The following is a 13,463-nucleotide window of genomic DNA, read 5'->3' on the forward strand; positions in this document are numbered from 1 at the left end:
ATGCGGGGCGGGGGGGCTGGAGGCGCTCAGGCGCCCGGCTGGTTGATCCACTTGGAAACCTGGGTCGGCTGCCAAGCCTGCAAGGCGTCGAGCAGGCGGTCGGGCGCGTCGTCGATCAGCACCATGTCGCGGTGCTCGGGTTTCAGGAAGCCTGCGCTCACGGCGTGGGTCAGCATGGCTCGCATGGGGTCGTAGAAGCCGAGCACGTTGAGGGCACCACAGGCCTTGGTCTGGTCGCCGAGCTGGGTCAGCGTGGCAGCCTCGAACAGCTCCTCCAGCGTGCCCAGCCCGCCGGGCAGCGCGACGAAGGCATCGGCGAGTTCGGCCATGCGGGCCTTGCGCGCCCGCATGTGCTCGACGACTTCATGTGCTGTCAGGGCTGGGTGCAAGTGGCCACGCGCGTACAGCCGCCGGTTGATGATCCCAACGGCAGCCCCTCCAGCGGCCAGCGTGGCGTCTGCCAGCACGCCCATCAGGCCTTTGTTGGTGCCGCCGTAGATCAAGCGGATGCCGCGCCGGGCCAGGGCCTGGCCCAGCGCCGTGGCGGCGTCTGCATAGGCCGGCGAGCTGCCGAAGTTCGAGCCGCAGAACACCGCGACGCTGCGCAGCGGGGCAGCGCTCGCGGGACGATCCCCTGCGCTCATGCCGGCTCCTGCAGCGGTGTGGCGCTGGGTGACACCCCATCGGGTGTCTGCAGCACCGCGCTGAGGTAGTGCTCGGTGTTGCGGGGCCGCGGTGCCGGCATGCGCTGCACGCTCTTGACCGAGCGGCCCCAGCCCGCCGCTTCCGCGACCAGCCGGCCATCGCGCATCACGAAGCGGCCCCGCACCAGGGTGTGCAGCGGGTAGCCTTGCACCGCCCGGCCATGCCAGGGCGAGATCTTGCTGATCGACTGCAGGCGGTTCTGGGACAGCACGCCGGTGCGGTCCATGTCGACCACCGCGATGTCGGCGTGCGCGCCCGGCATGATCACGCCCTTGGTGCCATACAGCCCCCAGGCCCGCGCCGGGTTCACCGCGCTCCAGCGCACGTAGTCCATCAGGCTGGCCCGGGCGCGGTTCACCTCGGTCAGCATCAAGGGCATCTGGGTCTCGACGCCCGGAAAGCCGCAGTCGCAGGCCCAGATGTTGGCGCGCGTCTTTTCTTCTGGCGTGTGGGGCGCATGGTCGGTGGCGATCATGTCCAGCGTGCCGTCCATCAGCGCGTCCCACAGCGGTTGGTTGTGGCGGGCCTCGCGGATCGGCGGGTTCAGCCGCATGATGCCGCCCAGCTTGCGCATGTGATCGGTGTTGAGCAGCAGGTACTGCGGGCAGGTCTCGGCGGTCACGTCCACGCCGCGCCGCTTGGCGTCGTGCAACAGGAACAGCGAGTCGGCGGCGCTGTGGTGGGCGATGTGCACGCGCGCACCGGTCCATTCGGCCAGCGTCAGCACGCGGCCGATGGCTTCGACCTCGGCGACCGCCGGCCGGGCCGCCAGATGGGCCAGCGCGTCCTGGCGGCCGGCGGCCTGCATGCGCTGCTCGCGGCGCAGCAGGATGGACGAATTCTCCGCATGCACCACCGTGCGGATGCCCAGCGGCGCGAGCTTCTCGAAGCCCTCCAGCAGCGCGCCATCGGTGGGCGCCGGCAGGTTGCCGAAGGTGTTGCCCACAAAGGCCTTGAAGCTGGTCACGCCAGCCTCCAGCAGCGCCTCCAGCCGCTCGATGGTGTCGTCGCCCAGCAGGCCGTGGATGCCGTAGTCCACATACGACGATTCCGCCGCCTTCTGCTTCAGGCGCAAGGCCTCCAGCGTGCCGGTCGGCGGGTTGGTGTTGGGCATCTCGAAGACGGTGGTCACGCCGCCGCAGGCGGCCGCTGCCGAGCCGGTCTTCCAGGTTTCCTTGTGCGGGTAGCCCGGGTCGCGGAAGTGCACGTGGCTGTCGATGGCGCCAGGCAGCAGGAACAAGCCGTCGGCACGCATCTCCTGCGCGGCTGGCGGCATCAGGTCGTCATGGCCGACCGCCACGATGTGTTCGCCGGCAATGGCCACCGAGGCCTGGATGATCTGGTCCGCCGACACTACGCGGGCGCCGCGGATGACAAGGTCTGCGCTTTTCATGGGGAGATATCCTTAGAGAGAGGCCCAGCCGCCATCGACGGCCAGATCGGCACCGGTGATCTGGCGCGACACGTCGCTGGCCAGGAACAGGCAGGCGTTGGCCACGTCGTCGTCCAGCGTCACGCGGCGCAGCGCGTAATCGGCCGCATGGCGTTGCATCGCCTCTTCCAGCGTGATGCCCAGCTTCTCGGCCATGTTGGCGCAGACCTTCTCGCGAAAGCGCGGCCCATCCACCATGCCGGGTGCCACGCAGTTGACGTTGACGTTGTACGGGCCGGCTTCCAGCGCGAAGCTCTTGGTGATGCCGCGCAGGCCCCACTTGGAGGCCGAATACGCCATGCGGCCGGCGCGTCCGCGCATGCCGAAGGTGCCGCCCACGTTGACCACCTTGCCACCGGCCTGGTCGACCATGGCCGGCAGCACCGCACGCATGGTGTTGAAGCAGCCTTTCATGTTGAGGTCGACGATCTCGTCGAACTCCTCCGGGGTGGTCTCCCAGCCGGTCTTGCCGATGGGGCCGGAGCCACCGGCCACGTTCACCAGCACGTCGATGCGGCCGAACTCGGCCAGTGCAGTCCGGGCCAGGGCCTGGGTCTGCGCGCTGTCGGTCAGGTTGCAGGGCACGACGATGGCTGCCACACCGAGCGCGCGAGCCTCGGCGGCGACAGGCTCGATCGCGGCCACGTCGCGGCCGGCCAGCACCAGCCGGGCGCCTTCCTGTGCGAAGGCCAGCGTCACCGCGCGGCCCATGCCTTTGGCCGGGCCGGTGATCACGGTGACTTTGTCTTTGAGTTTCAGATCCATGGTGTTTCTCGTTCGGAAAAAGGAGGGGCACAGCCGCAGCGCGCATGCGCGCGCAGGGCGCCCTGCAGCCGGGTGATGGCCGCGTCGTCTGGGGGATGGCGCTGGCGGGCTGCGCGGGCCTCGGCCAGCAGCGCTGCCTCCAGCGCAGGCAGGCTGACGCTGCGGCAATGGGCTTCATGCACCACGGTGCGGCCGGCGACGAGCAGGTGCTGGATGTCGCGCTTGGTGGCGCGTGCCACCACCAGCGCCAGCAGGTCGGCGGGGTCCTCGCTGAGCCGGTCGCGCGTGAGGTGGCGCAGGTCCAGCACCAGGATGTCGGCCGGGGCGCCGGGCTTGAGTTCGGCATCGCCCGGCGCTTGTCCGGTGATGCTCGCCCGCCCATGCCCGCAGACGGCCTGGAACAGGTCGCCCAGGCTGAAGCGTTCGCAGCCATCCACGGTGCTCAGTTGGTGCCAGGCCAGCCGCATCTCGCGCAGCATGTCCTCGTCATCGTCCAGGCTCATGCCGTCCAGCCCCAGGCCGAAGCGCAGGCCCGCATCCAGGTAGCGGCGCCACGGCGGCATGCCCGAGCGCAGCCGCAGGTTCGACGAGACATTGGCACTGACCATCACGCCACGCTCGGCCAGCAGCGCGCAGTCGGCTGCGTCCAGCCACACCGCATGGGCCACGGTCAGGCGCGGCGACAGCAACCCGATGGCGTCCAGATGCTTCAGCAGGCCCCCAGGGTGGTGCGCATCGGCCCATGCCCGTTGCTGCCGTGTCTCGAACAGGTGCATGTGCACGCGCCGTCCGCTGTCGGCGCTGGCCTGTGCGATGCTGGCCAAGGCCTCGTCGTCCACCCACTGCGGGCCGACCGGCCCATACTGCACGCTGAAGCCCTCGTGGGAAAGTTCGGCAATCTCCTCAACCAGCGCCAGGTTCTCCTGCAGCGTGCGGCTGGGCTGGCGTTGGGCGATCAGCCGCGCGTGGTCCGCCGGTGGCAGGTGCGCCAGCAGCGGTGCCAACGGGCCGTAGACAACGTTGTTGCGGCCCGCGAAAGGCACAGCGAAAGCGATGCGCAAGCCCACGTCGCGGGCGGCGCGGGCCACCCCCTGAGCCTCCCGCAGCAAGGCCTTGCCGTCCTGCGTATTGTGGCAATGGTTGGCGGCGGCAATGCCGCCCTCGGCCATGCGGGCGAAGGCCACCACCGCGCGCAGGTACGGGTCCACGTGTGGCTCCCGGGCCAGCTCCGACAGCCAGGTTTCCAGCGCCTGGTCCTGGGCGCCGAAGGCCAGCGTGCGCAGGCCTCGGCCGTGATCGTGGGCGTCGCAAGGCGCAGGCAGGGCGATGCGGTGGCGGGCCGCTGCCGGCGGCGCGGGCAGCGGCTCGATGCGCGCGATTCGACCTTCCGCCAGGTGCAGCCGAGAAGGCCCCAGCGGCGGCTGCGCCCCTGGGCGTGCGTAGACCTGCGCAACGTCGATGTGGGTCGGCTCACGCATCGGGTTCACAGCGCAGCCCAGCCTCCGTCCACTGGCAGGTCCACGCCGGTGATCTGGCGCGAGACATCGGATGCAAGGAACAGGCAGGCATTGGCCACGTCCATGTCGGAGCTGATGCGGCGCAGCGCGTATTCCTGCGCGTGGCGCTCCTCGGCCTGGTCGGCGTTGATGCCGAACTGGGTCATCGCCTCCGGGATCCATTTGTTGCGGAAGCGCTCGTCATCGACCATGCCGGGCGCGACGAAGTTGACATTGATGTTGTGTGGACCAGCTTCGAGCGCGGCAGATTTGGTCACGCCGCGCAGCCCCCATTTCGAGGCCGAGTAGGCCATGCGGCCGGCCCTGCCGCGCATGCCGTAGGTGCCGCCGACGTTGATGATCTTGCCGTAGCGGCGCGCGATCATGCGGGGCAGCACTGCCCGCATGGTGTTGAAGCAGCCCAGCAGGTTGACCTGCATGGTGTGCTCGAATTCCTTGGGCGAAGTGTTCCAGGTGGCGTCGCCAATCGGCCCGGTGTCGCTGGCCACATTGATCAGCGCATCGATCTGGCCGAAATGCTGCACGGCCAGCTCGGCCATTCGATCAGTCTCCTGCGGGTTGGTGACATCGCAGCGCACCGGCAAGGCCTGGCCGCCCAGCCCTTCTGTCTTCATCGCGATCGCCTCGATGGCCTCCAAGTCACGGCTGGCCAACACCAATCGGCAGCCTTCCCTGGCAAACGCCAAGGTGATCGCAGGCCCCAGGCCTTTGGCAGGCCCGGTGACGATGACGACTCTTCCTTGCAAGCCCAAGTCCATGCAAATCCCCATTTGTTTTGATGCAGCACAGCTTTACCTGTGGCAGGCACTTCACTTGCTCAGCACGCGGCGGTATTGCGCGATGTCTTGAGTGATGAATGTGCGAGCTCACGTTAGTGGATCGCCATGCACTTGTGAGGTGCCAAATTCGCGTGGGTGTGTTGACTTTCGTGCCTGAGGAGTAGTGATGGCTCTTAGAAACATGCGCGTATGGCGCTATCTGGAAGAGGTGGCCCGCACCGGGTCGGTGAGGCAAGCTGCCGAGAAGCTGCACCTGACCCCTTCGGCCCTTTTGCGTCGAATCCAGGATGTCGAGTCCGACCTGGGGGCGGCGCTGTTCGAGCGCACTTCCTCCGGTGTGTTGCTGACGGCTGCGGGCGAGATCTTCATCGCCTGGATCAAGAACCAGAATGCCGACCTGCGCCGCGTCTATTCGCAGATCGAGGCGCTTGCAGGCCTGCGCCGCGGCGAGATCCGCATCGCCTGCAGCCAGGCGGTGGCACGCGACCTGCTGTTGACCGAGATGAAGGCCTTCCGCGCCGAGCATCCTCTGGTGAAGATGACGGTGAATGTCTGCGACCATGCCAATGCCATGCGCCTGATGCTGGCCTACGAGGCCGACCTGATCCTGGTCTTCCGGCCCTCGCATGCCGCCGAACTTCAGCCGCTGATGTCCATCGGGCAGGGCATGGTGGCAGTGATGGCCAGGGACCACCCCTTGGCCAGCAAGCCCAAGCTGCGGGTGCGCGACTGCCTGATGTATGACCTGGCGCTGCCCGACCCCAGCTACTCCGGTCGTGAGCTGATCGACCAGGTGCTGGCGCGCGGCTCGATGCAGCCCAACCCCGTGATCGAGTCGAACTCCTTCGACCTGCTGGCTGACGTGGTCAAGGGCAGCGAGATCATCAGCTTCCAGGTCGATGTGGGAGCCGGCCACTGGCGCAAGGACCCTGAGCTCGCGGTGCGTGCCATCGACGAGGTCGACGGCGCCTATGGCCCGCTGGTGCTGGGCCAGCTCAAGGGCCGCACCTTGCCGCTGCCGGCTGCGCGCTTTGGCGAACAGCTGGCGCGCCGGCTGGACGCGATGCGCTCGCTGCCCATGGACGAACGCGCCGCCAAGGCCGAGCGGACGGCGCGCGTGCGCGAGACCGAAGACGAAGCCGAATAGCAGGCCCGGATGGGGGGCGGGGTGTGGCCCAAAGCGCAGCCGCCAGGCGCGCAAATGGCGACACGGCTGGCGGCCCGGCTGCCTAGCATGGCCAGGTCTGTCACCTCATCGCCTGTGCCGTGTCGCCGTACTGCCTGCATTGCCGCCCTGCTGGCGGCCTGAGCCGCCGAAGCTTTGTCTCACTCGCCGCGGCCTCCGCCGTGGCCAGCGCCCAGCCCTGGCTGCTGCCCGTTGCGCAGGCCGCGCCGGTCGCGCCGGATGGGCTGGACGTGCCGCTGGCAGAAGGCGAATGGGGCGACACGGCCGTCACCCTGACCCAGGGCACCAACCTGGCGATCGCGCTGTCGCCCGACCGGCAGACCCTCGCAATGGACCTGCAAGGCCTGCTGTGGACGCTGCCGGTGGCCGGTGGCCAGGCTCGCCGCCTGACCGGCTACCTGCATGACGTGGCCCGGCCGCACTGGTCGCCCGATGGCCGGCGCATTGCCTTCCAGTCCTACCGCGACGGCAGCTTCCAGCTCTGGACGATTGCCCCGGACGGTGGCGACCTGCGCCAGCTCACGCACGGCGAGTTCGACTGCCGCGAGCCCTGCTGGTCGCCCGACGGCCGGGAGATCGCCTTCGCCAGCGACCGCAGCGGGCGCTATGCGCTGTATGCGCTCGACTGGGCCTCCGGCCGGGTCAGGCCCTTGGTGGATACCGAGGGCGAGGATGCCGAGCCCGCCTGGTCGCCCGATGGCCGGCGGGTGGCTTTTGCCAGCAGTGGCCGCATCCTGGTGGTCGAGGCCGCGCCGGCCGAGGAGACGCCCGCGCCGCTGCTGATCAGCGCCGGCCCCGGCGCCAGCGCGCCGGCCTGGTCGCCCGAGGGGCGCTTGAGCTGGCGGGTGGTCGAAGGCACGCCGCGCGACATCCGGGCCAGCCGCTTGATGGTGGACGGTCAGGCCGTGAGCGACGAGGCGGAAGATGTGTTCCCGCTGCCGGCCGTGTGGCGCAGCGCCACCGAACTGTTTTACACCAGCGAGGGTGAGATCCGCATGCGCCGGCTGGCCCCGGCTGAGGCCCCCGGCATCACCGGCCGGGTGCCTTTCAGCGCCGAGGTGCGGGTGACGGCGCACCGCGCGCCGCTGCGCCGCCGCGACCTGGACAGCCGCGCCCCGCGCAAGGTCAAGGGCATTTCGTTTCCGGCCCTGTCGCCGCAGGCGGATCGTGTCGCCTTCAGCGCCCTGGGCCAGCTCTGGCTGCTGACCGTGGGCCAGCCCCAGCCGCGCCAGCTCACCCAGGACGCCAGCACCAAGCTCGGGCCCACCTGGTCGCCTGACGGCCGCCACCTGGTCTATGCCTGCGACCGCAGCGGCATGCTGCAGCTCTGGCGCCAGGCGCTGGACAGCGGCGATGCGCGCCAGCTCACCCATGCGGACCGGCCGCTCAAGCAGATCGCCTGGTCGCCGGACGGCAAGACCCTGGTCTGTGCTTCTGAAGACGGCTGGCTCTGCCTGGTCGATCCCGACAGCGGTGCCTTGCGGCGCGTGGCCAGGCAGACCGTCTGGTCAGGGCGCCCGAGCTGGTCGCCCGATGGCCAGTACCTGGCGCTGGCCGCCATCCGGCCCTACAGCGCGCGCTACCGGGAGGGGCTGAACGCCATCCTCACCGTGCACCTGGCCAGCGGCCGCATGCGCTACCAGTCTCCCCGGCCGGGCGCATCGCTGGATGTGCGCAACGTCAACGGCCCGCTGTGGACGCCCGATGGCCGCCACTTCATCTATACCCTGGGCGGCACCCTGTGGCGCTCGCCGATCTCGGCCGACGGCACGCTGCAGGGCGAGCCCGAGCCGCTGGGTGACGACAGCGCCGATGCGCTCAGCCTGAGCGCCGATGGCAGCGCCTTGCTCTACCTCTCGAATGCCCGCTTGCGCCTGCGCACGCTGGCCGGCCCGATGGCAGGGCAGGTGCGCGAGCTGCCCTGGGGCCTGCAGTGGCGGCTGGCCCGGCCGGAGGGCATCACCGTGGTCCACGCCGGCCGGCTGTGGGACGGGGTGGCCGACACCTTGCGCGAGAACGTGGACATCGTGATCCACGGCCACCGCATTGCGGCCATCGAGCCGCATCGCGCGCGGCGGCCCGGCGTGCGCTGGGTGGATGCCAGCGGGCTCACCGTGATGCCGGGCCTGATCGACATGCACACCCACCGCGAGATGGGCAACCAGCTGGGCACGCGCGATCCGCGCATCTTCCTGGCCTATGGCATCACCACCACCCGCGGCCTGAGCGACAACGCCTACCTGGCGCTGGAGAACAAGGAATCTGTGGACGCCGGCCTGCGCGTCGGGCCGCGCCATTTCGGCACCGGCGAGGCGCTGGAAGGCGCACGGGTGTTCATGGACGGCATGCACCCGCTGCGCGATCAGGCTCAGTTGCTGCGCCAGTTCGAGCGGGCCCGCGCGCTCGACTACGACCTGCTCAAGTGCTACGTGCGCCTGCCGCTGGACCTGCAGGCCCGTGCCACGCAGATGGCCCGCCAGCTGGGCATTCCCATCACCTCGCACTACCTGTTCCCGGCGGTGGCCTTCGGCGCCCAGGGCCATGAGCACATGGGTGGCACCAGCCGCTTCGGCTACTCCCGCACCGGCAGCATGCTGGGCGTGGGCTACCAGGACGTGGTCGCCATTGCCGGGGCCGCCCGCAGCTTTCGCACCCCCACGATTTTCGGCACCGAGGGCCTGCTCGGCGATGCACCGGAGGAGGTGCTGGAAGACCCCCGGGTGCAACGCATGTTCCCGCCCGCCGAGCGCGCGCCGCTGGAGAAGGCCGCGCGCGGCGGGCCCAGCCAGCCGGTGCGCATGGTGGCCCGCCAGGTGGCCACGGTGCTGGCCCAGCAGGCGGCCGGCGTGACCATCGTCTGCGGCAGCGACTACCCCATCGTGGCCCCTGGCATCAGCCTGCACCTGAACCTGCGTGCCATGGTCAAGCACGGCATGCGCCCTGTCGAGGCGCTGCGCACGGCCACCCGCAACGCCGGCCAGGTGCTGGGCCACGACCTGGGCACGCTGGCACGCGGCCAACTGGCCGATCTGGTCTGTGTCGAGGGCGACCCGCTGCGGGACATCCGCGCCGCGATGCGGGTGCGGCGGGTGATGGTGGGCGGCGTGGACCACACGCTGGAGGCCTTGATGGCGCCCTTCGATGCGGCCCCTGCCACGGGCGTGGCGTCAGTGGCACCTGCAGCGGCAGAGCTGCCGCACGCGGCAGTTGATGCGGCGGCGGATCAGGCTTGGTGGCACGACCCGCATTGGGTGGCCGAGGTGCGCCGCCACTGCTGTTCGCCCATGGTCTGAAGGGCCGGCCCGAGGGTCAGCGCGGGGCGACCAGGCCGGCGGCCGCATCGGCGGCCAGTGCTGCCGGGTCACGCGCCTCGGCCGGGCCCAGCCCGGCCCCGCCGGGCAGTTCAAGCACCAGCCGGTCGCCGGCGGGAATGGTCTGCAGGCCCTTGGCGCGCAGCAGCGGGCCGGACTTCAGCCGCACCACGCCAGCGGCGCCGTCGCCGCCGCCCGAGCGGCCCTTGGCCGGAGTGGCCACCCGCTCGTACATGGCCAGCACTTCAAAGGCCGCACCGTCGCGTGTGCCCACCTCCACCGTCTGGCCCAGGCCACCACGGAACTGGCCGGCGCCGCCGCTGTCCTCGCGCAGTTCCTTTTTCCAGATTACGATGGGCGCGCCGTGTTCGCTGACCTCGACCGGCATCGCCCGCACGCCGCTGGGGAAGGCGGTGGCATCCAGGCCGTCCTGCCCGGGCCGGGCGCCGGCGCCGCCGCTGTTGAAGAACACGGTGTCGAAGGTGGCGGCGGCCGAGCCTGGCGCACGGCCGCGCAACTGCACGCTCCACAGGCAGGAGGAGCCTTCGGCCGGCACGCGCTGCGGCATGGCCTGGGCCAGGCAGCCCAGCACCACGTCCGGCAGCATCTGGCCGATGACGTGGCGCGCCGCCACGGGCGAGGGCCGCTGCGCGTTGAGGATGCTGCCCTCGGGCGCGCTCACCTCGAAGGGCAGCAGCGCGCCGTGGTTGTTCGGCACCTCGGGCGCGATCAGGCACTTGAGGCCGAACACGGTGTAGGCGCGGCAGTAGTTCAGCACCACGTTGATGCCTTGCGGCACCGCGCCGTCGGTGCCGGCATAGTCCACCGTGACACGGTCTTCGGCAATCGTCAGCGTGGCGCGCAGCGTGATGGGGCGGTCGTAGCCGTCGATGGTCAGCGCGCTCTGCCAGCAGCCCCGCGGCAGGGCGGCAATGCGCTCGCGCGTGGCGCTCAGCGACTGCTGCAGGATGTAGTCGCCCAGCGCGTCCAGGCTGGTCTGGCCAAACTCCTGCAGCATGGCCTTGAGGCGGCGCGCGCCGGTGTCGTTGCTGGCGATGTAGGAAAGCACATCGCCTTCGACCTGCAGCGGCGTGCGCACGTTCTGCTGCAGGATGGCCATCAGGTCCAGGTTGAGCTGGCCGCGCGAGGCCAGTTTCATCAACGGGATCTGCAGGCCCTCCTCGAAGATGGAGCGGCCATCGGGCCCCTGGCCCAGGCCGCCGATGTCGAGCTGGTGGCAGCAGCAGCCCAGCAGGCCGACCACCCGGCCGTCCATCACCACCGGGCTGACCACGGTGATGTCGTGCAGGTGGCCGGCCGTCAGCCAGGGGTCGTTGGTGATGTAGTGGTCGCCTTCGGCCATGGTTGCGGCTGGAAAGCGGGCCAGGAAGTGCTTCACGCCTTCGGCCATGGAGTTGACATGGCCGGGGGTGCCGGTCACCGCCTCGGCGATCAGCCGGCCCTGGGTGTCGAACACCGCGGCCGAGAGGTCGCCGGCGTCTCGCACCGTGGTCGAGAAGGCGGTGCGCATCAGCGCCTGCGCGGCTTCCTCGACGACCGAGATCAGGCGGGTCCACATCACCTGCAGGCGCAGGTCCTTCAGGGTGTCATGCGGGTTGTCGTGCGGGACGGCGGGGGAGTTCATCGCAGGGGTTCCAGGGTCAGGCGGCGGCGCGCCGCGTCAGCACGATGTAGCCGTGCCCGTCGATGTGGGCGTCAAAGGCGGGCGAGACCACGGTGGTGGTCTCGTCCTCGACGATCAGTGCCGGGCCGGCCAGGGTGTCGCCGGGCCGCAGCGCGCTGCGGCGGTACAGCGCGTGGCGGCAGACCTGGCCCAGGCCAGGGTCCAGCACCTCGCGCTGGCCTTCGGGGCGGGCGGCCTGGGTTTGGGGGGGCATGGCCATGCGCTCGACCGGCGGCGCCACGGTGGCCGCAGCCACGCGCCAGGTCAGGATCTCGATCGGCAGCCGCACCGCCAGGCCGCCGTAGTGGGCGCGGTAGGCCTGCTCGAAGGCCTGGGCCAGCAGTGCCGCGTCATCGGCGGTGAGTGGGCGCACCGGCACCTCGATGGCGATCTCGTAGCCCTGGCCGCGGTAGCGCGCGAAGGCGGTGCGGCGTTCGGTGCGCGCCTGCGTGGCATCGCCCTGGCGCACGATGGCATGGGCCTCGGCCGACATGGCCTGCAGCAAGCTGTTGACCGCCGCGGTGTCCAGCGCATCGAGCTGCTGGTGCAGGCTGCGTGCGATCTCGTAGGCAATGGGCGCGCGCAGAAAGCCCACGGCCGAACCCACGCCCGCGCTGCGCGGGATCACCACCTCGTCGATGCCCAGCTTCTCGGCCACGCGCGCGGCATGCAGTGGCGCGCAGCCGCCAAAGGCCACCAGCGTGCGCCCTTCCAGCCGAAGGCCCAGCTCCACCGCATGCACGCGGGCAGCGCTGGCCATGGCCTCGTCCACGATCTCGCTGATGCCCAGCGCGCGCAGGGCGGGCTCGGTCTGGCGCAGGCCGGGCAGCGCGAGCAAGGCGCGCTCGCAGGCGGCGGCGTCCAGCTGCATCTTGCCGCCGGCAAAGCTGTCGGCGGCGATGCGGCCCAGCGCCAGGTCGGCATCGGTCACCGTGGGTTCGTTGCCGCCGCGGCCATAGCAGGCCGGCCCGGGCTCGGAGGCCGCGCTGCGCGGGCCCACGGCCAGCCGGCCGGCGCCGTCAATGCGCGCGATCGAGCCGCCACCGGCGCCAATCTCCACCATTTCCACCACCGGGATGCGCAGCGGCAGCCCGCTGCCCTTGCGGAAGCGATGCACCCGCGCCACCTCGAAGACCTGCGAGCTTTGCGGCCGGCCGTCGTCGATGTAGCAGATCTTGGCCGTGGTGCCGCCCACGTCCAGCGCCAGCATCTGGCCGATGCCGCGTTCGGCGGCCACGGCGGCAGCAAAGAGCGCGCCGCCTGCCGGGCCGGACTCGACCAGCCGCACCGGGAAGCGGGCGGCCGTTTCCACGGTGGTCAGCCCGCCGGATGAGAGCATCAGGAACAGCGGGCAGCCAAAGCCCAGGGCGCGCAGCTTGTCGTCCAGCCGGCCCAGGTAGCTGGCCACGATGGGTTGCACATAGGCATTCGCGGCGGTGGTCGAAAAGCGCTCGTACTCGCGCATCTCCGGCGAGACCTCGCAGGAGAGCGACACCATCACGCCAGGCAGCGCCTCGCGCAGCAGCGCGGCGGCCCGCTGCTCATGCGCCGGGTTCACATAGCTGTGCAGGAAGCCCACCGCGACGCTTTGCACCGCTTCGCGGCGGAAGACCTCGGCTGCCGCCAGCACGCCGGCCTCGTCCAGCGGCAGCAGCACGGCGCCATCGGCGGCCACGCGCTCGCGCACCGTCAGCCGCAGCGGGCGCGGGATCAGCGGCGGCGGCTTGTCCATCGCGATGTCGTACTGGTCGAAGCGGCTCTCGGTGCCCATCTCCAGCACGTCGCGAAAGCCCTCGGTGGTGAGCAGCGCGGTGCGGGCCCCGCGCCGCTCGATCAGCGCGTTGGTGGCCAGCGTCGTGCCGTGCACCACCAGGCCCACGTCGGAAGCGCCCAGGCCGGCCTCGGCCAGCAGCAGGGTGACGCCATCCAGCAGGGCCCGTTCCGGCGCGTCGTAGGTGGTCAGCAGCTTGGTGGAGTGGCGGCGGGTCGGCGTTTCCAGCACCACGTCGGTGAAGGTGCCGCCAATGTCGGCGCCGATGCGGGCCTGGCCCGGGCGGTTGGCTGTGTTCACGTCAGGCCTTGGG

The 13,463-nt window shown here is 70.6% G+C and carries 9 protein-coding genes; 2 read left to right on the forward strand and 7 right to left on the reverse strand.

Annotated elements, in window-relative coordinates; genetic code table 11:
- Positions 1-26: 26 nt before the first annotated feature.
- From LRH25_RS29405 to LRH25_RS29425, 5 genes are read right to left on the reverse strand one after another with little or no spacing between them, the layout of a single operon-like run.
- Complete coding sequence (locus tag LRH25_RS29405) at positions 27-644, reverse strand: LOG family protein (RefSeq protein ID WP_141286717.1); 618 nt, start codon at positions 642-644, stop codon at positions 27-29.
- Positions 641-2,098: an allantoinase AllB gene (allB, locus tag LRH25_RS29410; RefSeq protein ID WP_231013041.1), complete on the reverse strand. Its 1,458-nt coding sequence runs from the start codon at positions 2,096-2,098 to the stop codon at positions 641-643. Before allB ends, LRH25_RS29405 begins: the two co-directional genes overlap by 4 nt.
- A gap of 12 nt (positions 2,099-2,110) precedes the next feature.
- A complete protein-coding gene (locus tag LRH25_RS29415; protein WP_231013042.1) occupies positions 2,111-2,902 on the reverse strand; it encodes an SDR family NAD(P)-dependent oxidoreductase in 792 nt (263 codons plus the stop codon).
- Complete coding sequence (locus tag LRH25_RS29420; RefSeq protein WP_231013043.1) at positions 2,893-4,380, reverse strand: amidohydrolase family protein; 1,488 nt, start codon at positions 4,378-4,380, stop codon at positions 2,893-2,895. The genes LRH25_RS29415 and LRH25_RS29420 overlap by 10 nt, the downstream gene beginning before the upstream one ends.
- A 5-nt stretch (positions 4,381-4,385) precedes the next feature.
- The gene (locus LRH25_RS29425; protein ID WP_141291440.1) at positions 4,386-5,177 is read right to left on the reverse strand and encodes an SDR family NAD(P)-dependent oxidoreductase; all 792 of its coding nucleotides are present in this window, start codon (positions 5,175-5,177) and stop codon (positions 4,386-4,388) included.
- A gap of 187 nt (positions 5,178-5,364) precedes the next feature.
- Between LRH25_RS29425 and LRH25_RS29430 the strand changes: the two genes are divergently transcribed.
- Together LRH25_RS29430 and LRH25_RS29435 are read left to right on the forward strand one after the other, a co-directional pair.
- Positions 5,365-6,345: a LysR family transcriptional regulator gene (locus LRH25_RS29430; RefSeq protein ID WP_211361633.1), complete on the forward strand. Its 981-nt coding sequence runs from the start codon at positions 5,365-5,367 to the stop codon at positions 6,343-6,345.
- A gap of 200 nt (positions 6,346-6,545) precedes the next feature.
- Positions 6,546-9,677 (forward strand): amidohydrolase family protein, encoded by a 3,132-nt coding sequence (locus tag LRH25_RS29435; RefSeq protein ID WP_231013044.1) that lies wholly within the window; start codon positions 6,546-6,548, stop codon positions 9,675-9,677.
- Between the two features lie 16 nt (positions 9,678-9,693).
- Here the strand turns inward: LRH25_RS29435 and LRH25_RS29440 are convergent, their stop codons facing one another.
- A complete protein-coding gene (locus LRH25_RS29440) occupies positions 9,694-11,340 on the reverse strand; it encodes a hydantoinase B/oxoprolinase family protein (RefSeq protein ID WP_231013045.1) in 1,647 nt (548 codons plus the stop codon).
- Between the two features lie 16 nt (positions 11,341-11,356).
- Entirely contained in the window at positions 11,357-13,450 is a 2,094-nt protein-coding gene (locus LRH25_RS29445; RefSeq protein ID WP_231013046.1) for a hydantoinase/oxoprolinase family protein, read from the reverse strand.
- Positions 13,451-13,463 lie beyond the last annotated feature (13 nt).

It is taken from the genome of Ideonella azotifigens (assembly GCF_021043325.1).
Classification (GTDB): domain Bacteria; phylum Pseudomonadota; class Gammaproteobacteria; order Burkholderiales; family Burkholderiaceae_C; genus Ideonella; species Ideonella azotifigens.